We start from the raw sequence: 21,231 nt of genomic DNA, 5'->3' as shown, positions 1-21,231 counted from the left end.
CTAGGTGTTCCTGCCGCCGTTGACGCCCAAAATCTGACCCGTGATGTAGCCGGCCTCCTCGGACACCAGGAAGGCGCACGCGGCGGCGATGTCCTCGGGTTTGCCCATCCGGCGCACCGGGGTACGGGCGATGGTCTCCTCGATGTCGCCGAGGAACCCGTTCTTTTCCGCGGCGCGCAGCATCGGGGTGTCGATGAAACCGGGGGGCACGGCGTTGACCGTGATGCCGTTGGGTCCGTACTCGAGCGCCAGCGATTTGGTCAGCCCGTTGACCGCGGACTTGGCCGCCACGTAGTGAGCCATGTAGGGCGCGCCGGAATGCGTGCTCGACGACGAAATGTTGACGATCCGCCCCCAGCCGGCCTCGACCATGTCCGGCAGGACGGCCTGGATGGTGTGGAAGACCCCGTTGAGGTTGACGTCGATCACCCGCTGCCAGTCCTCGAACGTGATGTTGGTGAAGCGCTTGAACCCGTCCAGGCCCGCCGCGTTTACCAGAACCGCCACCGGGCCCAGCCGGGAGCGGATCGCCGAGAGGGCGGTATCCACCTGTGCTCGGTCGGTAACGTCGGCGGTGAACGCGAGGTCGGCGTCCGGTGGCCTGAGATCGATCGTGGCGACGTCAAGCCCGTCGGCGCGCAGGCGCTGCGCTACGGCCCGACCGATTCCGGATCCGCCACCGGTGACAACAGCGGTCTTCACCTCGAGCCTTCACTTTCCAACGGGGGCCCGTCTCGCCCACAAAGAATCACGCTTACGATTATGAGAACCTTACTCTCGGTCTGAAGTCGCGTGCAACACCGGTGCAAAATCGCGCGCGGCCTGCGCCAAGAGGTCGACGAGCGCCAGCTTCGGGCTGGTCAGCCGCGGGTTCTGGATTCCTGAGATTTCTTGAATTCTCGAGAGTCGAATGTAAGATTCGCCCCGGAAGAGAATGAAATTTTCGTGACCGCCACCACAATGAGGGGGCCCTGGATGCCAGCGCAGGACACGGCCGACGCCGCCCTGGGGACCACCTTGGTAACTGTTACAGCCCCCGCGTCCGAGTCACATTCGAACCGCCGATTGCTGAACGCGACGTTTCCCGTCGTTCCGGCGCAGGGGGTTCCCGCATGAGGCCGCTGGAGGGCATCCGCGTCTTGGAGGTCGCCATGTACGGGTTCGTCCCGTCGGCGGGTGCCGTGCTGGCCGAGTGGGGCGCCGACGTGGTCAAGGTCGAGCACGCCGTCACCGGGGACCCCCAGCGTGGGCTCCGCCAGACCGGCATGTTGCGCGTCGAAGGCGACCCGAACCCCAACATCGAGCATGCCAACCGCGGCAAGCGCAGCATCGGGCTGGACATGTCGGTGCCTGAGGGCCGGGAGGTGCTCTATGAGCTGGCCCGCCGCGCCGATGTGTTCCTGACCAGTTTCTTGCCCGATGCCCGGCAGAAGTTCGGCATCGACGTCGACGACATCCGGGCGGTGAACCCGTCGATCGTCTACGCGCGCGGAAGCGCGCTCGGCCCCCGGGGTCAGGAGGCGACCAAAGGCGGCTACGACATGACCGCGTTCTGGTGCCGGGCCGGAACGGCGGCCACCATCACCCCGATGGGTTACGAGGGGATGATCAATCCGCCGGGGCCCGCCTACGGTGACACCATTTCGGGCACCAACCTGGCCGGAGGCATCGCCGCGGCGTTGCTCAAACGCGAACGCACCGGAGTGCCGTCCGTCGTGGATGTGTCGTTGCTGGGCAGCGGCCTGTGGTCGTTGGGCCACACGGTGGCGTTGACTAAGCACCTCGGGCAGCGGTTGGAAGCGCCGCCGCCCGGCATCCATGGGTCGCCGGTCAACCCGCTGGTGGGCGTCTACGCGACGGCCGACGGCCGCTACATCTCTTTGGTGATGATGCAGCCAACCAAGTTCTGGGCCGACGTGTGCCGGCACGTCGACCTGCCCGAGCTGGCGGACGATCCGCGGTTTGCCACCGCCGAAAGCATTGCCGCCCATACCGCCGATGCCGTGGAGATCTTGACCAAGGTGATCGCCACCCGCACCCTTGCCGAGTGGAGCGAACGCTTCGCCACGCTCGCCGGCCCGTGGGCGCCGGTGCAGGACACGTTGCAGGCGGTCGACGACGCACAGATCCGCGCGAACGAGTATCTGGTGCGCGCAGGTGAACTCGACTTGGTCGCCAACCCGGTCCAGTTCGACGTCACCGCGCCGCAGACGGGACCGGCGCCCGGATTCGCCGAGCAGACCGACGAAATACTGATGGAGATCGGGCTCGATTGGGACCGGATCATCGAACTCAAGACGGCCGGTGCGGTCACATGAGTGTCATAGGGACCGGACCCGGCACGGTGGTGTCCAAGCCGAACAAGGGCTGTCCGATAACGGTTTTAGATTTTTCGTTCCCACGGGACGCGGCATGAGTCATAATCGCCGGACGCTTCAAGACTTGGGGCCCCTGGTCCTGGAGCGCCAACTCACGCGACAGAACGGAGGAGTGGCGTGAGGATGGTAGCGGTCGCCTCACCCGGCATACGTGCCGAAATATGTTTGCCCGCTAAGCATTTCGCGCTGAACCACACGAATCCAGTGTCGCCGCGGCCAATTTTTCAGACTAGCGGTCTCGTGACGCCGGGAGGATTTGACGCCTATGGCAGATAACCGTGGCGACCGTTGGTCACCGGGATTGCCTCCGCTGAAGCTGAAAGGCAACCTCTCCGGGCCCATGCAGGCGGTCGGGGGCTTGTTCGCGATGTCGGCCGACGCGATCAAATTCGCGTTCCGCCGGCCGTTTCAGGGGCGCGAGTTCTTGGAGCAGTCCTGGTTTATCGCCCGCGTCTCGCTGGCGCCGACCTTGTTGGTGGCCATCCCGTTTACCACGCTGATCAGCTTCACGCTCAACATTCTCCTGCGCGAACTCGGCGCGGCCGATTTGTCCGGTGCGGGGGCGGCGTTTGGCGCGGTTACCCAGGTCGGCCCCGTCGTGACCGTGTTGATCGTCGCGGGAGCGGGTGCGACGGCGATCTGCGCGGATCTGGGCTCGCGCACCATCCGCGAAGAGATCGACGCGATGGAGGTGCTGGGGATCAACCCGGTGCAACGCTTGGTCACGCCTCGAATGCTGGCCGCCGGGCTCGTCGCGTTGCTGCTGAATAGCTTGGTTTGCATCATCGGCATCGTGGGCGGCTACATCTTTTCGGTGTTCGTCCAAGACGTCAATCCGGGCGCTTTCGCTGCGGGGATCACGTTGCTGACCGGCGTGCCGGAAGTCATCATTTCGTGTGTCAAGGCAGCGCTTTTCGGCCTCATCGCCGGATTGGTTGCCTGCTATCGCGGCCTGATAATCAGCAGCGGGGGCGCCAAGGCCGTCGGGAACGCGGTGAACGAGACGGTGGTCTACGCCTTCATGTCGCTGTTCGTCGTGAACGTGCTGGTTACAGCAATCGGCATCAAGATGACTGCGAAGTGACGGCGGAAAGACGCGGATGATGACGCTGCGAGCCGCCTATCCCAGGCTTTTCCGCCAACTCGAACGCCCGGTGGGTACGCTCGGCCGAATTGGCGATCACACGCTTTTCTACGGAAAGGCGCTAGCCGCTGCACCGTTCGCGGCGGTTCACTACCGGCGCGAAGTCATCCGGCTGATCGCCGAGATCAGCATGGGCGCAGGCACTTTGGCGATGATCGGCGGAACGGTGGTCATCGTCGGGTTTTTGACGCTTGCCACCGGTGGCGTACTGGCGGTGCAAGGGTATTCGTCGCTGGGCAATATCGGCATCGAGGCGCTGACCGGCTTTTTGGCCGCGTTCATCAATGTGCGGATTTCGGCACCGGTGGTCGTAGGGATCGGTCTGGCGGCAACCTTCGGCGCCGGGGTGACCGCTCAGCTGGGTGCGATGCGGATCAACGAAGAGATCGACGCGCTGGAAAGCATGGCTATCCGCCCGATTTCGTACCTGGTCAGCACCCGAATCCTGGCCGGGATGCTCGCGATCACGCCGCTCTACTCCATCGCGGTCATCCTGTCGTTCGTCGCGAGCCAGTTCACCACGACGTTTCTGCTCGGGCAGTCCTCCGGGCTGTACCAGCACTACTTCAACACGTTCCTGAACCCGATCGATTTGTTGTGGTCGTTTTTGCAAGCGATCCTCATGGCCCTGACCGTCTTGCTGATACACACCTATTACGGATATTTCGCTTCCGGCGGACCATCGGGGGTGGGCGTCGCGACAGGAAACGCGGTGCGCACCTCGCTCGTCATCGTGGTGTCGGTAACGCTACTGGTCTCGTTGTCCATTTACGGAAGCAACGGCAACTTCAACCTATCGGGATAGGAGAGGTGGGAGCGCGTAAGTGACGAGAAATCTCGGGCCGGGTCCCATCCATCGGTCCGAAACCACCAGTGCCGCAGGGCCGATCGGAGCTTCGCCGGGGCAGCACTTCGGCGTCCGGTCCTACGCGCGGCCGCTGGCGGGCCTTGCGACCGTCGCCGTGGTGATCGCGATCTTCGCGCTGGCGGTGGCCCTGTTTCAGGGCGACTTCACCAAAACCGTGCCGGTGACCGTCATTTCGCAGCGAGCCGGGCTGGTGATGAATGCCGACGCGAAAGTCAAGTTGCGCGGCGTGCAGGTGGGCAGGGTGGCCTCAATCGAGTCGCTGCCGAACGGGCAAGCGGCGCTTCACCTGGCGATGTACCCGTCGGAGATGAAGTTCATTCCCGCCAACGTTCTCGTCGACATCACGTCATCGACGGTATTCGGCGCGAAGTTCGTCGAACTGGTACCACCCGCCGAGCCCTCGGCCCAACGGCTCCACGCCGGCCAGACGCTGGAGGGCCAACACGTCATGGTCGAAATCAACACGGTGTTCCAACAATTGGTGTCCGTTCTGGCCCAGATCGACCCGCCTAAGCTCAACGAGTCACTGGGTGCGCTCGCGCAGGCGTTTAGTGGACGGGGCCCACAGCTGGGCCAGTCGCTGAGCGACCTGGATTCGTTTCTGGCCAGACTGGAGCCGAGCCTTCCCGCATTCAGGCATGACCTCTCAGTCCTGCCGGCGGTGTCCAGCGCCTACGCCGACGCGGCACCGAACCTGGTGAAAACCGCCTCCAACGCGACCCGGATCAGCAAGACAGTTGTCGATGAGCAGCACAACCTGGATGCGTTGCTGATCAGCGCGATCGGATTGGCCGACATCGGCAACGACGTCTTGTCGACGAACCGCCAACCGCTGACGGATGTGATGCATCTGCTGGTGCCGACCACCGATCTGACCAACGAGTACAGTCCAGCGCTCACCTGTAGTTTCGGCGGGCTGATACAGATAGCGCACGGTGCTCCGCTGCCGGAACCGAGCATCAACATATCGGCGAGCCTGACCTGGGGCGCCGAACGCTATCGGTATCCGACGAACCTGCCGAAGGTTGCGGCCACGGGCGGCCCGCACTGCATGGGCCTGCCTAAGCTGCCGTTCAACACCAACCCGCCGCAATTGATTGCCGATATCGGCGCCAACCCGGTGGGGTACGGAAACCAACAGCTGCTGATCGACTCCGACCTCCTCAAACAGCTGTTGTACGGGCCGATCGCGGGCCCGCCACGCAACCCAGCGCAGATCGGACAACCCGGATGAGAACGCGCGCTACGCTGATCAAGTTCGCGATCTTTGCCGTCGTGATGGCGATGCTGACCGCCTTCCTGTTCTTCATCTTCGGCCAGTACCGCACGGGTGCGACGACCGGCTATTCGGCGGTGTTCACCGACGTGTCGCGGCTCAAAGCGGGGCAGTCGGTGCGGGTCGCCGGGATCCGGGTGGGCACGGTCAACAGCGTTTCGCTGCAGCCCGACAAGAAGGTCGTGGTGAAGTTCGACGCCGACCGCAGCGTCGTCCTCACCGAGGGCACCCGGGCGGCGGTCCGCTACCTCAACCTGGTGGGCGATCGCTACCTCGAGCTCGTCGACGGTCCGGGCCCGACCAAGCGTCTGCCGCCCGGCGGTCAGATTCCGGTCAACCGCACCGCGCCGGCGCTCGACCTCGATCTGCTGCTCGGCGGCCTGAAACCCGTTACCCAGGGCCTGAATGCGCGCGATGTCAACGCACTCACCTCGGCGCTGTTGCAGGTCTTCCAGGGGCAAGGCGGCACTCTCGATTCCCTGTTCGCCAAGGCGACCTCGTTTTCGAACGCCTTGGCGGACAACGATCGAACCGTGCAGCAACTGATCGACAACCTCAACATCGTGATCGGCACGATCTCGAAGGACGGCACCAAGTTCTCCGGTGCGGTCGATCGTCTCGAGCGGCTTGTCAGTGGGCTATCCGACGACCGCAACACCATCGGGTCCGCCATCGACGCCCTGGACAAGGGAACCGCCTCGCTGGCGGATCTGCTGGCCAGCGCGCGGCCGCCGCTGTCGGGCACCATAGCGCAATTGAATCGGCTGGCGCCGATACTCGATGGGGACAAGGACCGCCTCGACGCCGCAATCGCCAAGGCGCCCAAGAACTATCGCAAGCTGGTCCGACTGGGCGTAACCGGCGCCACCATCCCGTACTACCTGTGCCAGTTGTCGATCCGCGGCACCGATCTACAGGGCAGGACGGTAAGAGCGAACCTTTTCAGGTCAGATGCGGGAAGGTGCACGGAACCCTAAATGCTGAGGTATCGCGGAACGGGGCTCGTCAAGGCCGGACTCATCGGTGCGATCTTGATCGTACTGATCATCCTGGTGGGGCTGTCGCCCGACCGGTTCATCACCTGGGCGACGATGGTCAGGTACCAGGCGCTGTTTTCCGAAGCCGGCGGTCTTGCGACGGGCAACCCCGTGACGGTGTCGGGGATAAAGGTCGGCACGGTGTCGGATGTGAAGCTGCGACACGGCGATGCGCTGGTGACGTTCGCGATGAAGGGCAACATCCTGCTCGGGTCGGAGACTTCCGCGCACATCCGCACCGGCACGCTGCTGGGCGAGCGGGTGCTGACGCTGGAGTCCGCCGGCAGCGGCACGTTGCATCCGATGGCTCTCATCCCCGTCTCGCGCACGTCTTCGCCTTACTCGCTGACCGAAGCGGTCAGCGACCTGACAACCGACGCTGCGGGAACGAACACCACGGCGCTGAACCAGTCGTTGGACACGTTGTCGGCGACGCTCGACCAGATCGCGCCTCAGATGGGGCCTGCCTTTGACGCACTCACCCGGCTGTCACGCACCCTCAACAGCCGCAACAAGACCCTGGGCGACCTCTTCAAAAGTGCCAGCGACGTCACCGGCGTACTTTCCGAACGCAGCATGCAGGTCAACAAGCTCATCCTCAACTCGGACTCTTTGCTCCAAGTCTTGGTGGCGCGGCGACAAGAGATTGTGGATCTGTTGGCCAACACGTCGGCGGTGGCCAAGCAACTGACGGCATTGGTGCACGACAACGAAAGCACGTTGGCACCGACGCTGGAGAGACTCAATAGGGTGGTCGGGGTCCTGGAAAAGAACCGCGACAACATCGGCAAAGCGCTGCCGGGCCTCGCGAAATTCGAGATCACGGTCGGTGAGGCCATCTCCAATATGTACGCCTACTCGGCGTTCGTCCCGAACCTCCAGCAAGAGGCAATCCTGCAGCCGTTCATCGACTATCTTTGGGGATTCCGCACCTTCGACACGGCCCGCGGTCCAGGCTTCCCTTCGCCGGTACCTCGGTCGCTGTTCCCCTGGCCGTACAACGGTATTCCGCTATGCCCCGGTTGCACGATCGGCGGCAGGGTTGGGGGATCGCAATGATCGCCCGGATGCCCCGCGGCAGGTTGACGACCGTGGCGGCGGTCGTGCTGGCCGGGCTCATCATTGCCGGAGCCGCGGTACTCGTCCGCAATACCGTCTTCGGACCACGCACGATCACCGCGTATTTCACCACCGCCACCGCGATCTATCCCAATGACGAGGTGCGGGTCTCGGGTGTCAAAGTCGGCCACATCAAAGCCATTCAGCCGCAGGGCACGCAGGCCAAGATGACCCTCGAGGTCGACCGCGGCGTGCCCATTCCGGCGGACGCGAAGGCAGTCATCGTCGCCCCGAACCTGGTCGCTTCCCGCTACGTGCAACTCACACCGGCCTATCGCGACAGCGGACCGGTCATGCACGATGGGGCAGTTATACCGGTTGAACGGACCGCGGTACCAGTGGAGTGGGACGAAGTCAAAACCCAATTGATGCGGTTGGCAACGGATTTGGGGCCCAAAAGCGGCGTATCGGGCACGTCGGTGGGCCGGTTCATCGACAGCGCCGCGAACGCGCTCGATGGCAACGGTGACAAACTACGGCAAACGCTCGGTCAGCTGTCCGGGGTGGGCCGGATCCTCGCCAACGGCAGCGGCAACATCGTAGACGTCATCAAAAACCTGCAGACCTTTGTCGACGCGCTGCGCGACAGCAACGTTCAGCTCGTGCAGTTCAACGACCGCTTGGCCACACTTACCAGCGTCGTCGACGACAGCAAATCCGACCTGGACGCGGCGCTGACCGACCTGTCGACGGCGGTCGGCGAGGTACAGCGATTCGTCGCCGGCACTCGCAACCAGACCAGCGAGCAGATCGCCAGGTTGGCCGATGTCACGCAGAACCTAGTCGATCACCACATGGCCCTGGAGAACATCCTGCATACATCGCCCAATGCGCTCGGCAACTTCTTCAACGACTACAACGCCGACACCGGAACCATCGTGGGAGGGTTCGGGTTAATGAACTTCGCGAATCCCACGTTCTCGGGGATGCTGCTTCCGCTACCCGTGCCTGGCTGCGCGACGACCGGCTCCATCGAGAATGTCACCGCGGTGGAATCGGGCAAGCTGTGTTCGCTGTTTCTCGGTCCCGGATTGCGACTGCTCAACTTCAACGAGTCGCCGCTTCCCATCAGCATATTTCTGCAGAAATCGATCGACCCTTCCAAGATCCTCTACACCGAACCGCGCCTAGCACCCGGCGGCGAGGGTCCAAAACCCGGACCACCCGAAATCCCGCCCGCGGTGTCGGCCTACACCGGCCTGCCCGGTGATCCCGTGGGACCGCCGGGGGCGGTGCCACCGGCGCGGATCCCGGGCGCCGCGATGCCGCTGCCGCCGCCACCGTCGACACCGGTGCCGCCACCACCGGCGCCGACCGTGTCGGGCATGCTGCTGCCAGACGAAGGGCCACAACAATGATCGCCCGGATGGCGGCCCGGCGACGATGCGGGCCCTCGTCCCGAAAAGGAGCCGGGCCATCGCGTCTAGCCCGGCGAATGTTCGCCGTCGGCTGTTGCGTGGTGGTGACGTCGACGGGATGCGCGTTCCACGGCCTGAATTCGCTACCGCTGCCCGGCGCGGTGGGACGGGGGCCGGGGGCCAACATCTACCACGTAGAACTCCCGAATGTCGGCACGATGGAGTCGAATTCGCCGGTGATGATCGACGACGTCATCGTCGGCAGTGTCGGCACGATGAGGGTGCGGGGCTGGCACGCCGACGTCGAGATCTCGGTCAAGCGCGACGTCGTCGTCCCGGCCAACGTGGTAGCCACCGTCGGCCAGACCAGCCTGCTGGGATCCATGCATGTGGAACTCAATACGCCGCTCGGCCAGCGGGGAAGCGGACGGCTACAGCCGGGCGCGACCATCCCGCTGAGCCGGACATCGGCCTACCCGTCAACCGAGCAGACGCTGTCGTCGCTCGGGGCGGTCGTCAACGGCGGGGGACTGGGACAAATCGGGGAAGTCATTCACAATTTTTCCGCCGCCCTGTCCGGGCGTGAGGGGGCCGTGCGCGATCTGATCACTCGTCTCGACACGTTCGTGGGGACTCTGGATCAACAGCGGGATAACATCGTTGACTCCATCCAGGCGCTGAACCGGCTTGCAAGGACATTCGCCGATCAACACGCCGTTGTCACCGAGGCGTTGCGCAAGATACCGCCCGCACTCGATGTGCTGATCAAAGAGCGGCCGCGCCTGACGGCCGCTCTGGACAAACTTCGTGTCTTCAGCAACACCGCCACCCGGCTCGTCAACGACGCCCAGGCTGACCTGGTCCAGAACCTCAAGAACCTGGAGCCGACCATCAAAGCGCTCGCCGACGTCGGGCCGGAGCTCGGTACGGCGATCGCGGCGGGGTTCGTGTTCCCCTTCACCCAGAACTTTGTCGACCGGGCTGTCCGAGGCGACTACTTCAACCTGCACGTCGATTTCGACATGTCGATTCCACGGCTCAAGCGGGGACTGTTGTTGGGAACCCATTGGGGACAGCTCGACGAGCCGGAGCCACCGTTGCCCGGGGATCCGTATCGCATGACTTACACGCTCGATCCGCTGCATAACCCCGTGCGGCCACCGTGGGTCGATCCCAATGCGTTGCCGCTGCCCCCACCGCCGCCGGGTGCGGTGCCCGGACCGGGCCCGGGCAACCATGGGCCGCTGCCCGGCCCCCCGCCGAGTGCGGCCCCGCCACCCGGTCCTCCGCCGGGCGCGGCCCCGTCGCCCGACGCGGGTCTCGGTCAGGCGCCGCCGCCCGCAGAAGCGCCGCCGGCGGGATCGGGTGGATAGATGCTGACTCGTTTCGTTCGGATCCAACTGGCGATTTTCGCGATCGTCGGGACCATTGGCGTGATCGCGATGGTCCTGTTCTACATCCAAGCGCCAACCCTGCTGGGCATCGGCCGTATGACGGTCACACTGGAGCTGCCGGCCACCGGCGGGCTGTACCGGTTTTCCAACGTGACCTACCGTGGGGTCCAGATCGGTAAGGTCACCTCGGTGGGTCTGACCCCGACCGGCGCCAAAGCGACGCTGTCGCTTAGCACTTCACCCAAGGTTCCCGCGAACCTGACAGCGGAGGTGCTCAGCGTCTCCGCTGTGGGCGAACAGTACGTAGACTTGCGACCCAAGACCGATTCGCCGCCCTATTTGCACGACGGTTCGGTAATCGCGGTGCGGGACACCACGATTCCGCAGCCGGTGGGGCCGATGCTCGATCAGGTCAATGCCTTGGTCCAGAGCATTCCGAAGACCAAGCTCGGCCAATTACTCGATGAGTCCTTCCAGGGTTTCAACGGCACAGGTTACGACTTGGGGTCACTGATCGATTCCTCACAGACGATCTCCCGCGACGCCAACGGCGTCGTCGATCGCACCAAGGCCCTCACCGAAGAGACCGGGCCACTGTTGGATACCCAAGCACAGACCACCGATTCGATCAGAACCTGGGCGCGCAGCCTCGCCGGAATTTCGGATGTGTTGACCAACAACGATTCCCATTTCCGCACCATCTTGCAAAACGGTCCTGAGGCTGCGAACGAAGCGTCCCGGCTGCTCGAACAAGTGAAACCGACGCTGCCGGTGCTGCTCGCCAACCTGACCACCATCGGGCAGATCGGCGTCACCTACCACCCCTCGCTGGAGCAGCTGCTCGTGTTGCTGCCGTCGGCGGTTGCCATTGAGCAGGCTGCCCAGGGTGAAAACCATCCCGACGGCAAGGCTTACGGCGACTTCGCGGCCTCGATCGACAATCCGCCTATCTGCACGGTCGGCTTCATGCCCCCCAACACATGGCGCTCCCCGGACGACCTCACCGACATCGACACGCCAGACGGGTTGTATTGCAAACTCCCGCAGGATTCACCGATCGCGGTTCGCGGTGCCCGCAACTATCCCTGCATGGGTCACCCGGGTAAGCGCGCGCCTACCGTCGAGATCTGCAACAGCGACAAGCCGTTTATGCCGCTGGCGATGCGCCAACACGTTCTTGGTCCCTATCCACTGGATCCGAATCTGCTAGCCCAGGGCGTCCCGCCCGATGACCGGATCACCGTCAATGACAGGATCTTTGGCCCGGTCGAGGGGACGCCGCTGCCTCCGGGAGCGGTGCCGCGCGGCTCACCGTCGGGACCGCGTGGGGAAAACCCACCACCGGGTACCGTCGGCGCGGCCGTTCCGCCCGTGCCGTCGTCGGGACGCCCCGCGCTGGCGCCCATGTCGCCAATGTCGGCCGACCTTCCGCCCATCGCGCCACTCGACGTGCCCGCAGCGGGCGAACTTCCCGCACCACCCGCCGTACCCGCGCCGCCGCCCCCACCTCCGGCTCCCACACCGCCGGATCAGGTCGAGGGAGGGCAGCCCCAAGCTGCGCCAAGCGCGTTCGGAGCCAACGCACCAAAGCCCGCGCCCAAGGTACCCAAGGTAGCGGTGGCAAAGTACGATCCCCACACCGGTCGTTATGTCGGTCCCGACGGCAAGTTGTACGAGCAGTCGGATCTTGTGAATTCGAAGGCGCCCAAGACGTGGAAGGACATGCTTCCCACTTGAAAATGCGCCCCGCTACGACGGGTTAGGAGAGCTGGTCCAAGCGCAACGGCATTGTGATATCAAGCCATTGGTTTTGCCCGCAGGCGCCGCTTGGGCCGACCGTCTTATCCTTGCCGGCAAAGGTCGGTGACCCGAGTTGATACCCACCATTGTCGTTCACCGGGTAGAAAAAGAAGGTCTGCTGTCCGGGAAACGCGGTACCGTCTTGGCAGCGCTCCCAATCCGGCACCTCGCGTTTCACCTTCCACATCTCCCCATCGTTCATGTATAGGGGGGCGTTCCATCCCTGATCGCTCGTCACCGTGCCGTGGCATTCCTGAGTTGTGACGCACGTCGAGCTGATGGTCCAGGTTTGGTACACCGTCGGCTCGCCGAAGTACTGATCGTTCCTCTGGGCCCAATCGCCGATGGACGTAACGCGGAACGTCCCGTTGAGGGCGACGTCTTCCTTGGTGATCGCTTGGGCTGGGGACGCCGATGCCAAAGCGCCGAATGCAGTGGCAGCCAACAGCGTTGCGGTGGGGAGTGTTTTTACTGACCGCATCAGGTGCTCCTCGAAGCGCATAATCCGACAGTGCCTCTGGCGATTTTTCGCCATCCGTTGCGGCGTTCTCAAGCGATGACGTTACACCGATTCAGCCGACCAGGTAACGGTTGGACCAAGATGCCGCGCTCATGCGACGGGGTCGAATTTCTCGATCAGCCAGGAACCATCCACGTTTTTCAGCGTGACCAGGACACTGCTCTGGGTGTTCTCGGGATCTTTCTTTTTCGGGCTCGCCGTCGTCTGGTCGACGAAAACCAGGACGGTCGCCGAATCGGGATGCAAATCCGAAACTGCGGCCCGAATTACCTTGGCGGTCGCCGTCAGTTGCCCCTGCTGCGCCGTCGGGGCGACGACGTCGTTAGTGAATCTGCTGTAATAGGCCAGAAAACCGCCTGTGAGATGGGCTTTGCCGTTGTTGAAATCGCGGTTTAAATGGTCGAAGGAGTACGACAACACCGCCACGGTGCCGTCCGACGCCGCCTGGATTGCGCGGTGTGCCGTCGCATCGCCGACGCGCTGATCCGGCCGGTACAGAATGACGTAGATGGCGGCGGCGGTTCCCACTGCTGCAACGACCAACACGGTCGCGACCATCGAACGCCACCTCGCCAAACAGAAGCGGGCCCACTTTCGGATCGCTGCCCGCCGGCTGAGGCCTGACGCTTTCTCGGCGGGAGGTGGCTTCCCATCCTCGTCGGTGCGCAGAATGTGCGCACCGTCAGCCGCCGTTTCGGTGCCGCCGAGCGACGAGCCATGCTCAACGGTCATTTCAGGTAATCAACTTTCGACATCTTGAGCTGGCCGCCGTCGCGGTCCAAATGGACGCTGAGGCGAAACAATGCCGGTGGCGGTTTGGCGTTATCCGGCCCAATGGCATCGGTTTTCGCCGCCACCAGCACGACTCCCGAGTTGTCGCTCAACGATTCGACCGCGACGGCTTCCACGGTGACCTTGCTGCCGATCTTCGTTTCCTCGGCCCGCTTGACCATGAGAGTTGACAGCGCTGCGATGGTGTTCTTCTGGTTGCCCGTAGAAGCGTCGATCATGCGTTGGACGCTCTCTTTTGCATGATCGGGGTCAATCGACATCAGCGTGGTGACCTCTTGCCGGGCGGCCGCGGTGAACTCCGCTGCGAGCTGCCGATTATGCACCGCGGTGTGATGCTGCCACAGCATGTAACCGCTCGCGCCGAGCGATGCGAAAGCGAGCAGGATGCGAACGCCGACAGCTATCTTCTTCCGTCCCGGGCGGCGCGGCCACCGTGGCCGCTTGAGACGCCGCGGCAACCCTAGCCGTTTCCGGGTCGGTTCTGCGGGGCGCCGTTCGGTCTCTGGGGGCGGGGCGTCGTCGGCGGCGTTCGCGGCTTCTGCCGCCCGGCGCAGCCGTGCGAGGCGCGCCCGAGCCGCCTCGGCGCGGGCTTCGGCCTCGGCGACTTCGTCTTCTGCGTCCGTCTCCGACGGCACCGCTACATACACGGGGTCGACGCCTGAGCGCGACTGTGGTTCGTCCGGATCGGTCACATCCGCGGGGTGGCCACAATCGTCGCCGTCGGGTCCCTCCGGATTGTGCATGGAAATCTAGTTTATCACTGCGGTCTGGGCTCAACGCCGTCATCGGGCGGCCGCCATTGTGCCTTTACATGCGGAAATGGCGGCTCGCCGGCGGACGGGTAGAGGGCACTTTGAATTCGAATTCGCGCGAAGGTCGTTATTGCTCAAACGATCTTCTGGCTGGTGGCTCAGTTTGATTGCGAGTAGCGTGAAGCGATCATGTGTGACGTGGCTACATGATGTGGGAGAAAACCACCATGCGAATCTGCCCGAGCTGTCAAGGCCGTTCCCTGCGTGTCGTCGCTGCGGCGGTCGGCATGGGCATCGCCGTCCTGCCCATCGCCCCGGCCGTGCTGGTGGGGGCGTCGTCCGCGCACGCTGACACCGGTGTCGATGGATACGCTCATTGCCTTGGCGGCGACGCGAAGCCCCCGCCGCCGGGGGTCAGTGCAGACGATTGGTTTCCCAGCGTCCGTGTGATAGCGACGGATCTCGATTCCGGTGTGCCGTCCGCCCAAGTAATCCAGAGATTGGTGGAAATGGGAGTCAATCCGAACGATGCCGTTACCCGAGTGCAGTGTTTCCTGGCCAACCAGCCGCGCGGAGCAGGGCATTGACGCGGTCGACACACGACGCGGAGCTGTGATTGGGAAGTTCTAAGTGACCCGCCACCATCCTCGCTAAGCAGAAGAAATTTCTTTTCAGATGTGGCAAAGTAATCGAGTGCGATCAATCGTGGCGCTGTGTGCCGCGTTGCTCAGCACCAGTGTGCTGGCGGCGCCGCCATCCTTTGCCGGACCGACGGTCTGCGACTACCCCGCCTGTACGCCGGGCATCATGCCGCATCAGGTGTTAGGCGCGCCCTGCGAGAACACCACCTACTACGCCTTCGGCGTAGCCGACGGTTACGTTTCGTTCGCCTCCCAGCCTGGGCGGCTGATGTTCTGTGGCTCACCGCGGAGATATCAGCCGCGTTGGTTCCGGTCGCCTCCGATGGCGGGCGTCAAGGAAGAAGGCGCCAGTTGCGAGAATTACCAGAACTACGTCGCGCAGGCGCCCGACGGCCTGTTCTTAGTCTGCTTTGCGCACGACGGTGTTATGACCTGGATCCGCGGCGACACGTAACCTTGTCGCTTTTCGTTCGGCCGGGCGCAGCGTCGGTCAGTCGCGGCTCTCCCGGGGCAGGCCTAATAGGCGCCGGCTCAAATCGACGACCCGGTCGAGCAGTGTGCCGTCATCGATGTCGGCGACCAGCGGGTGCATGACGGCGGCGCTGATCGCGCCGGAGAACATGGCCGCCTCGATCCGCCCGTCCAGGCCGGCATCGCTCAGCAGCACGTTGTAGAGGCGATCCATAAAGCGTTGCAGCGGTTCGTGTTCGGCGAGCAAGCGAACCACGACGGGATCGAACTGCAGCGTGCGCACCAACCGGCGGTCGCGAACCGCCATCTCGACCATGCGTACCAGAAGTGCGTCGCGGGCCTCTAGTCGGTCCTTGTGTTCCTCAGCTTCCTCGAGCGCTGGGCCCAGCCGAAAGAGTTCGCGCTCGGTGACCGCGAGCACGAGCTGCTCTTTGGTCCGGAACTGGTGGTACACCGCGGCTTTCGTCACCCCGACAGCGTCGGCGATCATCTGCAGCGACGTACCGCTGACGCCGTGCTGGGCGAACAGATCAAGCGCGGCATCGAGCACCCGCGTCCGGGCGGCGCTGTGCTGTACGACCGGGAACCGCCCGTCGGTGCCCGCCTGGCGTGCTGTCGTCACACGAGGAGACTAGACCACCGCTATTGACCGAGGCTAGCCGATCGGCTAGTTTCGCTGACTAGCCGTTTAGGCGGGCGACCGCGTGGGAGGGAGTACCGATGTCCGACGGCGGCGGCGGCGATGCGGCAGCACGCCGCGGAGCCCTGCGGCGGACCGACGGTGAGCTGATCCTGCTGTGGACGTTGCCGGCGACGGTGATCATTTGGGGCGCTTGCTTTTTCCTTTTTCCGGGCTTCAACCCGCCGATGTCACCGAGCATGTCGGCCGAGCAGGTGGCCGCGTTCTATCGCGATCCGGCGCACCTGCCCCAGATCCGGTACAGCATGATCGTGTTCAACTGGTTCGGCGTCTGCCTCGTCCCGATCCTGGCCCTGATCGTGCTGCAGGTCCGCCGGATGGCGCATCGCACGCCGATCTTTTCGTACGCGATTCTCGGTTGTGCGGCCGGCGGTCCGACGCTGTTCCTCGTCGCCGATGTCTGCTGGCTGCTGGCCGCCTTCCGTCCCGGGCGAAGCCCGGAATTGACTCAGCTGCTCAACGATTTCGCCTGGATCACCTTCAGCATCGTGGTCCCGTTTCTGATCGGGCAAAGCGTAATCCTCGCCGTGGCAATTTATTTCGACGATCGGACGCAGCCGGTATTTGGCCGTTGGGTGGCTCACTTCAACCTTCTGGTGGCGGCTGCGCTGGTGCCCGCAGCCTTCGTCGGGGTGTCATTGACCGGACCGCTAGCGTGGGACGGCTTCTTGACGTTCTGGGTGAAAAACGTTGCCATTGCCCTCTGGATCGGCGTCATGGGCGTGGTTCTCGGGCGAGCCATCTACCGGGAGCGCGCGGAAATCGCCAGGCGCGAAAAAGAACTGGTCAACGCGTGAGTGTGGTGGTGACATCGCCGACCTTCCCGGCCTCGCCTCCATCGGGGCCCCTGCCGCGGCGGATCACCTGGCACCTGTGGCGCGGCCCCAAGCGCGAGCTGTGGCTGGCTTGGGCGGCGATGCTCTTTTTCTACAGCGCCTTCTTCCCGGTGTTCTTCGTCGTGGCGCGGGTCCAGCCGCCGCCGCAGCCCACCTGGGGCCCCGCCACGCAAATGCACTGGTTCTCCGAACGCCATCTCGGGATACCCCTCGGATTCGGCATCATCTTCGCCATCAGCGGCCTGATCGCGACCAACAACGCCCTCATCGCCTACTCGATGCGACGGATGTCGGTCAGCCGCGCGTTCGGCTACTCGTACCTGCTCATCTACACGTTCAGCGCGGTTCCCGGCATGCTGCTGCTCAACATCGCACTCGTCGTCGGGACGCTGCGACCGGGACGCGACCCCGAAGCGATCGGTTGGCTTTACGACTTCGCCTTCTTGTCCTTCGACGGAACCATGGGAGTGTTCCTGATCGGTTCGCTGATCTGGATGGTCGCGATTCTGCTCGACAAGAATCGGGTGTTCCCCAAGTGGTTCGGCTATCTCAACCTGTGTAACGCGCTGACCGAGGTCGTCGTGGCGCCGTGCTGGATCTTTCGGCGCGGCGTGTTGGCGTGGAACGGCCAGATCGCGTGGTGGCTGGACATGGTGGTTTTTGGCATCTACCAAGTCACATTCACCGTCATGCTGTTTCGGATGATCCAGCGCGAGGACTTCGGCGACGGGCCGTTGCCCGACCGCGTGCAGCCCGAGGCGATTGCGCCATGACGGACCTGGTCGACAGGAGCAAACCCGGCAGGTCGGTGCCCGGGCAGCCAGACATGTGGGCCTTCGTGTTGTTCGAAACACTGGTCTTCACAGCGTATTTCGGCTTCTATTTGCTCTACCGCGGCCGAAGCCTGCAGCTCTTCTTGCATTCCCAGGCGCAGCTGGACCTGCGCTTGGGCGTCTTCAATACCCTTGTATTACTGCTGAGCTCGTGGTCGATGGCACGGTGTGTCCAGTCGTCGCGCGCCGGCGGCTACGGGGCGGCGCTGCGGGACGTGCGCATCACGGCCGTGTTCGCCGCGATGTTCCTTTCTTTCAAGGTGTTCGAGTGGGCCCGATTGGTCCGCATGGGAAATGGATTGGACAGCAACGACTTCTTTACCTATTACTTTTTCCTTACCGGGATCCACTTCGTGCACCTGCTGATCGGCTTCGTCGTCCTGGGCATCGCCGTCTACCAACTTCGCAGTCCGGCACGACGATCCCAGGAAGTCGTCGAAACGTGCGCAACCTATTGGCACACCGTCGATTTCCTGTGGGTTCTCATCTTTGCGCTGCTCTACGTGGTGAGGTGATCGGTTATGAAAGCCAACAGGAGGCTGCTGGTCGTCTGGGTGGTGCTGGCGGCTCTCACGCTGACCTATCTCTGGATAGATCACTCGCTCGACGGGACGCTCGGGGCCGGCGCGGTGGCTACGTCGAGCGTGATCGTGATCGCGCTGGTCAAGGTGCGCATCATCTTTCGGGAGTTCATGGAGGTCCGGCAGGCCCCCGTCCTGCTGTGTCGCCTCACCGACGCCTGGGTGATGCTCATCGCCGTCGCGCTGTTCGGCTGCTATTTCATCGGACGGACACTCGCCTGAGCCTCACCCGTTCGGCGTGAAGGTCAGGTGCAGTTCGCTCAGCCCGCGCAGAATGTACGTCGGCTCATAGACGTACTTCCGATCGCCGGCGGGCCCGTGCTTGATCTCGTTGATCTTGATGTCGCCCATCCGATCTAGGATGCGCTCGATGGAGACGCGGCCCTCCACGCGGGCGAGTGGTCCGCCCGGACAAGAGTGCACGCCGCGCGCGAACGCCATGTGCTCGCGAACATTTTTTCGGCGGAGGTCGAATTCGTGGGGATTGTCGAAGCGGCGCGGATCGCGGTTGGCCGCGCCCGGTAACACCATGACGACCGTTCCGGCGGGGATGTCCACGCCGCCGACCGTGGTAGCCCTGCGGGCGAGCCGCGAGTCGCTTTTGACCGGGCTGTCCATCCGCAACGATTCCTCGATGAAACCCGGGATCAGGCTGCGGTCCTCGCGCAGCTGCTGCTGGATGTCTGGCCGCTCGCCGATCACCTGCAGCGCGGCGCTGAGCAGCTTGGCCGTGGTTTCCTGGCCGGCGGCGAAAAGAAAAGTGGCGGAACGAACAACATCGATGACCTCCGGCGTGGACCCGTCGGGGTATTTCGCCGTCGCCAGGGAGGTCAGCACGTCGTCGCGCGGTTGGCGGCGCCGGTCCTCGATGTAGGCGCAGAACTTGTCGTCCAGCCACTCCAGTGGGTTGATGCCGACGCTCGCATGGTCGAGGGCGCCCACCTGCGAGCCGGGGCGGTCGGCGCCCAAGACGACACGGAACTCCTTGTGGTCCTCCTCGGGAACCCCGAGCAGGTCGGCAATCACCAAGGTGGCGAAGGGCTTTGAGTATTCACTGATGAACTCGCACTCGCCGTTGGTCAGGAATTCGTCGAGCTGCCGGTCGGCGAGGCGCCACATGAACTCCTCGTTTTGCTTGAGCCGGCTCGGAGTGAGCAGCTTGGACAACACCGAGCGAGCCTTGGTGTGTTCCGGCGGATCCATGGTCACCATGTGCTCGTTCATCGGGAAGTAGCTGCGGTGCTCGTCGATCTGCGCGCTGATGTCGTCGCCCTTGGGCTCGAAGGGGAGCGGCGGGAACGGGCCGCCGAGCGCGACGATGTTCGAAAAGGTGTCGGGGTCCTTGTAGACCTCGGTGGCCTCTTGGTAGCCGGTGACGGCGACGACCCCGTGATGCGGCAGCCGCTGTACCGGGTTTTGGCTGCGCAGGTAGTCGAAGTAGGGGTGCGGATCGGGCACCAAAGACGGGTCGGTGAAGAAGTCGATCGTGTCGAAGTTGCTCATTTAGATTGCGTCTCCCCTGGGCCGGGTCTCCCGTGAAGTTCGGCGCCGTGCGCCCGCTCTCGAAGGCCAAACGTGCTGAGCACCTGCTTAGCATGGCGGTAATGTCAGGGTCAAGGCCGCAACACCGTGCCGCGATACGATCCGTGTGGTCGGCACCAAAACCCGTGTGGTCGCCACCCACGCAGAATTCGGAGCAGGGACATGACTTCGGCCCGCAGAATCGGAGCGCCGGACGCGAAGAATCGCACCCTGCTGCTCGACGCGGCCGAGCGGTTGATGGTCGAAGAAGGCTACGCCGCGGTCACGTCGCGTCGTCTGGCGAGCAAGGCGGGTTTGAAACCACAGCTGGTGCACTACTACTTCCGCACCATGGACGAGCTGTTTCTCGAGGTCTTCCGCCGCCGTGCCGAGGAAGGTCTAAAGGTGCAAGCTTTGGCGCTGCGGAGCCATCAGCCGTTGTGGGCGCTGTGGAGATTCGGGACCGATCCCGCGTTCACCCGGATCGCGATGGAATTCATGGCGCTGGCCAATCACCGAAAAGAAATGCGAGCGGAAATCGCTTACTACGCCGAACGATTCCGCGAGGAGCAGCGTCAGGCGGTGGCCGCCGCGCTGCAGCGTTACGGCGTGGTTGGCCAGGATGGCGCGGAAGTGCAGCCGGTGGTCTGGACGGTCCTGATGACCAGCCTGTCGCGATTCTTGGTGCTCGAGCAGGCGGTGGGCATTTCCGGCGGTCACGCCGAGACCTTAGAGCTGGTCGAAAGCTACTTGCGGCGCCTGGAAGGCGATCCCCAGCCGGTTGAGGGGGCATCGCCCACCCGGGTGGTTCACCAGTTCCGCAGCGAACAGAGCACGCCCTTGGGTCCGTCCTTGGAGACGACGACGGCCCCGTCCACCGACAGCTCGCAGTGAAGGTTTGGCGTCCCGGGTTCTGTGCCTGTGCTCGCCACGACCATCGCGTATACGTCGGGCTTCGACAAATCCAGTTCATAGCTCCACGGCTTGTCCGGCGCGATGTCGACGTCGATGTGCGGCGTGAACGAGTAGGGATCGTGGCTGTAGTCAGAAAACCTGGCCGGTTCGTGGTCCAGGTAATAGATGTCGGTGTAAATCGGATTCTGCGCGGTGACGGTGTACTTGACGTGGTGCATGACCGGCTCATCGGCATGAGCCAGCCCGGTGCTCTTGAGCGCACCCGTTAGCGCGGCCAACGTCAACGAAACCGCGG

Annotated in this window: 23 protein-coding genes; 16 read left to right on the top strand and 7 right to left on the bottom strand. The window is 63.8% G+C overall.

The features are described 5' to 3' along the window. Positions 1–702, bottom strand: a complete 702-nt coding sequence (locus AWC19_RS01855; protein WP_085076395.1) for an SDR family NAD(P)-dependent oxidoreductase — start codon at positions 700–702, stop codon at positions 1–3. A gap of 410 nt (positions 703–1,112) precedes the next feature. Between AWC19_RS01855 and AWC19_RS01850 the strand changes: the two genes are divergently transcribed. The 9 genes from AWC19_RS01850 to AWC19_RS01805 all read left to right on the top strand — a co-directional run bounded on the left by AWC19_RS01850 (position 1,113) and on the right by AWC19_RS01805 (position 12,311). Beyond that, positions 1,113–2,318 carry a CaiB/BaiF CoA transferase family protein gene (locus AWC19_RS01850; protein ID WP_085076394.1) on the top strand — a complete coding sequence of 402 codons (1,206 nt, stop codon included), beginning with the start codon at positions 1,113–1,115 and terminating at the stop codon, positions 2,316–2,318. A 325-nt stretch (positions 2,319–2,643) separates the two neighbouring features. Further along, on the top strand, positions 2,644–3,462 hold the full coding sequence (locus AWC19_RS01840; protein WP_085076392.1) for an MlaE family ABC transporter permease: 819 nt from the start codon (positions 2,644–2,646) through the stop codon (positions 3,460–3,462). Positions 3,463–3,481: 19 nt separating this feature from the next. Then, positions 3,482–4,327: an ABC transporter permease gene (locus AWC19_RS01835; RefSeq protein ID WP_085076488.1), complete on the top strand. Its 846-nt coding sequence runs from the start codon at positions 3,482–3,484 to the stop codon at positions 4,325–4,327. Positions 4,328–4,409: 82 nt separating this feature from the next. After that, the gene (locus AWC19_RS01830; protein WP_245848647.1) at positions 4,410–5,624 is read left to right on the top strand and encodes an MCE family protein; all 1,215 of its coding nucleotides are present in this window, start codon (positions 4,410–4,412) and stop codon (positions 5,622–5,624) included. Beyond that, a complete protein-coding gene (locus AWC19_RS01825; protein WP_085076390.1) occupies positions 5,621–6,643 on the top strand; it encodes an MCE family protein in 1,023 nt (340 codons plus the stop codon). Before AWC19_RS01830 ends, AWC19_RS01825 begins: the two co-directional genes overlap by 4 nt. Further along, a complete protein-coding gene (locus tag AWC19_RS01820) occupies positions 6,644–7,762 on the top strand; it encodes an MCE family protein (protein ID WP_085076389.1) in 1,119 nt (372 codons plus the stop codon). It begins immediately after the preceding gene. Continuing rightward, entirely contained in the window at positions 7,759–9,180 is a 1,422-nt protein-coding gene (locus AWC19_RS01815; protein ID WP_085076388.1) for an MCE family protein, read from the top strand. The genes AWC19_RS01820 and AWC19_RS01815 overlap by 4 nt, the downstream gene beginning before the upstream one ends. Before the next feature lie 77 nt (positions 9,181–9,257). After that, positions 9,258–10,553, top strand: coding sequence for an MCE family protein (locus AWC19_RS01810; RefSeq protein WP_085076387.1), 1,296 nt, complete (start codon positions 9,258–9,260; stop codon positions 10,551–10,553). Further along, a complete protein-coding gene (locus AWC19_RS01805) occupies positions 10,554–12,311 on the top strand; it encodes an MCE family protein (protein ID WP_085076386.1) in 1,758 nt (585 codons plus the stop codon). A 22-nt stretch (positions 12,312–12,333) separates the two neighbouring features. Here AWC19_RS01805 and AWC19_RS01800 read toward each other — a convergent pair whose 3' ends face one another. From AWC19_RS01800 to AWC19_RS01790, 3 genes are all read right to left on the bottom strand, one after another. Beyond that, positions 12,334–12,855, bottom strand: a complete 522-nt coding sequence (locus AWC19_RS01800; protein ID WP_085076487.1) for an Rv2253/PknI dimerization domain-containing protein — start codon at positions 12,853–12,855, stop codon at positions 12,334–12,336. Between the two features lie 129 nt (positions 12,856–12,984). Beyond that, the gene (locus AWC19_RS01795; RefSeq protein ID WP_085076385.1) at positions 12,985–13,626 is read right to left on the bottom strand and encodes a hypothetical protein; all 642 of its coding nucleotides are present in this window, start codon (positions 13,624–13,626) and stop codon (positions 12,985–12,987) included. Further along, positions 13,623–14,429, bottom strand: coding sequence for a hypothetical protein (locus AWC19_RS01790; RefSeq protein ID WP_085076384.1), 807 nt, complete (start codon positions 14,427–14,429; stop codon positions 13,623–13,625). Before AWC19_RS01790 ends, AWC19_RS01795 begins: the two co-directional genes overlap by 4 nt. 296 nt (positions 14,430–14,725) lie before the next feature. Between AWC19_RS01790 and AWC19_RS01785 the strand changes: the two genes are divergently transcribed. Further along, on the top strand, positions 14,726–15,025 hold the full coding sequence (locus tag AWC19_RS01785; RefSeq protein WP_085076486.1) for a hypothetical protein: 300 nt from the start codon (positions 14,726–14,728) through the stop codon (positions 15,023–15,025). A gap of 88 nt (positions 15,026–15,113) precedes the next feature. Further along, positions 15,114–15,533: a hypothetical protein gene (locus AWC19_RS01780; RefSeq protein WP_211284820.1), complete on the top strand. Its 420-nt coding sequence runs from the start codon at positions 15,114–15,116 to the stop codon at positions 15,531–15,533. A 36-nt stretch (positions 15,534–15,569) separates the two neighbouring features. Here the strand turns inward: AWC19_RS01780 and AWC19_RS01775 are convergent, their stop codons facing one another. Then, entirely contained in the window at positions 15,570–16,172 is a 603-nt protein-coding gene (locus tag AWC19_RS01775) for a TetR/AcrR family transcriptional regulator (protein ID WP_085076382.1), read from the bottom strand. 98 nt (positions 16,173–16,270) lie between these two features. On the opposite strand from AWC19_RS01775, the gene AWC19_RS01770 reads away from it, so the two are divergent. The 4 genes from AWC19_RS01770 to AWC19_RS01755 are packed head-to-tail and all read left to right on the top strand — an operon-like array spanning position 16,271 to position 18,722. Continuing rightward, positions 16,271–17,047, top strand: coding sequence for a hypothetical protein (locus tag AWC19_RS01770; RefSeq protein WP_085076381.1), 777 nt, complete (start codon positions 16,271–16,273; stop codon positions 17,045–17,047). Further along, positions 17,044–17,859, top strand: coding sequence for a hypothetical protein (locus AWC19_RS01765; RefSeq protein ID WP_085076380.1), 816 nt, complete (start codon positions 17,044–17,046; stop codon positions 17,857–17,859). The genes AWC19_RS01770 and AWC19_RS01765 overlap by 4 nt, the downstream gene beginning before the upstream one ends. Further along, complete coding sequence (locus tag AWC19_RS01760) at positions 17,856–18,434, top strand: cytochrome c oxidase subunit 3 family protein (protein ID WP_085076379.1); 579 nt, start codon at positions 17,856–17,858, stop codon at positions 18,432–18,434. The genes AWC19_RS01765 and AWC19_RS01760 overlap by 4 nt, the downstream gene beginning before the upstream one ends. A gap of 6 nt (positions 18,435–18,440) precedes the next feature. Then, positions 18,441–18,722, top strand: coding sequence for a cytochrome C oxidase subunit IV family protein (locus AWC19_RS01755; protein WP_085076378.1), 282 nt, complete (start codon positions 18,441–18,443; stop codon positions 18,720–18,722). Between the two features lie 3 nt (positions 18,723–18,725). On the opposite strand, the gene AWC19_RS01750 is transcribed toward AWC19_RS01755, so the two are convergent. Further along, on the bottom strand, positions 18,726–20,003 hold the full coding sequence (locus AWC19_RS01750; protein WP_085076377.1) for a cytochrome P450: 1,278 nt from the start codon (positions 20,001–20,003) through the stop codon (positions 18,726–18,728). Positions 20,004–20,204: 201 nt separating this feature from the next. Here AWC19_RS01750 and AWC19_RS01745 point away from each other — a divergent pair, with 201 nt between their 5' ends. Then, positions 20,205–20,915 carry a TetR/AcrR family transcriptional regulator gene (locus AWC19_RS01745; protein WP_085076376.1) on the top strand — a complete coding sequence of 237 codons (711 nt, stop codon included), beginning with the start codon at positions 20,205–20,207 and terminating at the stop codon, positions 20,913–20,915. Here the strand turns inward: AWC19_RS01745 and AWC19_RS01740 are convergent. After that, a complete protein-coding gene (locus tag AWC19_RS01740; protein ID WP_085076485.1) occupies positions 20,831–21,154 on the bottom strand; it encodes a hypothetical protein in 324 nt (107 codons plus the stop codon). The two genes, AWC19_RS01745 and AWC19_RS01740, sit on opposite strands and share 85 nt — an antisense overlap. Between the last annotated feature and the right edge of the window lie 77 nt (positions 21,155–21,231).

This window comes from Mycobacterium palustre (genome assembly GCF_002101785.1).
GTDB classification, from domain to species: Bacteria; Actinomycetota; Actinomycetes; order Mycobacteriales; family Mycobacteriaceae; genus Mycobacterium; species Mycobacterium palustre.
The sequence above is the reverse complement of the archived record's forward strand: the minus strand, read 5'-3'. Positions and strand labels throughout refer to the sequence as shown.

What these genes read in the sequence shown, in the direction of transcription:
- AWC19_RS01850 (WP_085076394.1), top strand. Translation starts at nt 1,113, where the DNA reads ATGAGGCCGCTGGAGGGCATCCGCGTCTTGGAGGTCGCCATGTACGGG.
- AWC19_RS01840 (WP_085076392.1), top strand. Translation starts at nt 2,644, where the DNA reads ATGGCAGATAACCGTGGCGACCGTTGGTCACCGGGATTGCCTCCGCTG.
- AWC19_RS01835 (WP_085076488.1), top strand. Translation starts at nt 3,482, where the DNA reads ATGACGCTGCGAGCCGCCTATCCCAGGCTTTTCCGCCAACTCGAACGC.
- AWC19_RS01825 (WP_085076390.1), top strand. Translation starts at nt 5,621, where the DNA reads ATGAGAACGCGCGCTACGCTGATCAAGTTCGCGATCTTTGCCGTCGTG.
- AWC19_RS01820 (WP_085076389.1), top strand. Translation starts at nt 6,644, where the DNA reads ATGCTGAGGTATCGCGGAACGGGGCTCGTCAAGGCCGGACTCATCGGT.
- AWC19_RS01815 (WP_085076388.1), top strand. Translation starts at nt 7,759, where the DNA reads ATGATCGCCCGGATGCCCCGCGGCAGGTTGACGACCGTGGCGGCGGTC.
- AWC19_RS01810 (WP_085076387.1), top strand. Translation starts at nt 9,258, where the DNA reads ATGTTCGCCGTCGGCTGTTGCGTGGTGGTGACGTCGACGGGATGCGCG.
- AWC19_RS01805 (WP_085076386.1), top strand. Translation starts at nt 10,554, where the DNA reads ATGCTGACTCGTTTCGTTCGGATCCAACTGGCGATTTTCGCGATCGTC.
- AWC19_RS01800 (WP_085076487.1), bottom strand. Translation starts at nt 12,855, where the DNA reads ATGCGGTCAGTAAAAACACTCCCCACCGCAACGCTGTTGGCTGCCACT.
- AWC19_RS01795 (WP_085076385.1), bottom strand. Translation starts at nt 13,626, where the DNA reads ATGACCGTTGAGCATGGCTCGTCGCTCGGCGGCACCGAAACGGCGGCT.
- AWC19_RS01790 (WP_085076384.1), bottom strand. Translation starts at nt 14,429, where the DNA reads ATGCACAATCCGGAGGGACCCGACGGCGACGATTGTGGCCACCCCGCG.
- AWC19_RS01785 (WP_085076486.1), top strand. Translation starts at nt 14,726, where the DNA reads ATGGGCATCGCCGTCCTGCCCATCGCCCCGGCCGTGCTGGTGGGGGCG.
- AWC19_RS01780 (WP_211284820.1), top strand. Translation starts at nt 15,114, where the DNA reads ATGTGGCAAAGTAATCGAGTGCGATCAATCGTGGCGCTGTGTGCCGCG.
- AWC19_RS01770 (WP_085076381.1), top strand. Translation starts at nt 16,271, where the DNA reads ATGTCCGACGGCGGCGGCGGCGATGCGGCAGCACGCCGCGGAGCCCTG.
- AWC19_RS01760 (WP_085076379.1), top strand. Translation starts at nt 17,856, where the DNA reads ATGACGGACCTGGTCGACAGGAGCAAACCCGGCAGGTCGGTGCCCGGG.
- AWC19_RS01755 (WP_085076378.1), top strand. Translation starts at nt 18,441, where the DNA reads ATGAAAGCCAACAGGAGGCTGCTGGTCGTCTGGGTGGTGCTGGCGGCT.
- AWC19_RS01750 (WP_085076377.1), bottom strand. Translation starts at nt 20,003, where the DNA reads ATGAGCAACTTCGACACGATCGACTTCTTCACCGACCCGTCTTTGGTG.
- AWC19_RS01745 (WP_085076376.1), top strand. Translation starts at nt 20,205, where the DNA reads ATGACTTCGGCCCGCAGAATCGGAGCGCCGGACGCGAAGAATCGCACC.
- AWC19_RS01740 (WP_085076485.1), bottom strand. Translation starts at nt 21,154, where the DNA reads ATGCACCACGTCAAGTACACCGTCACCGCGCAGAATCCGATTTACACC.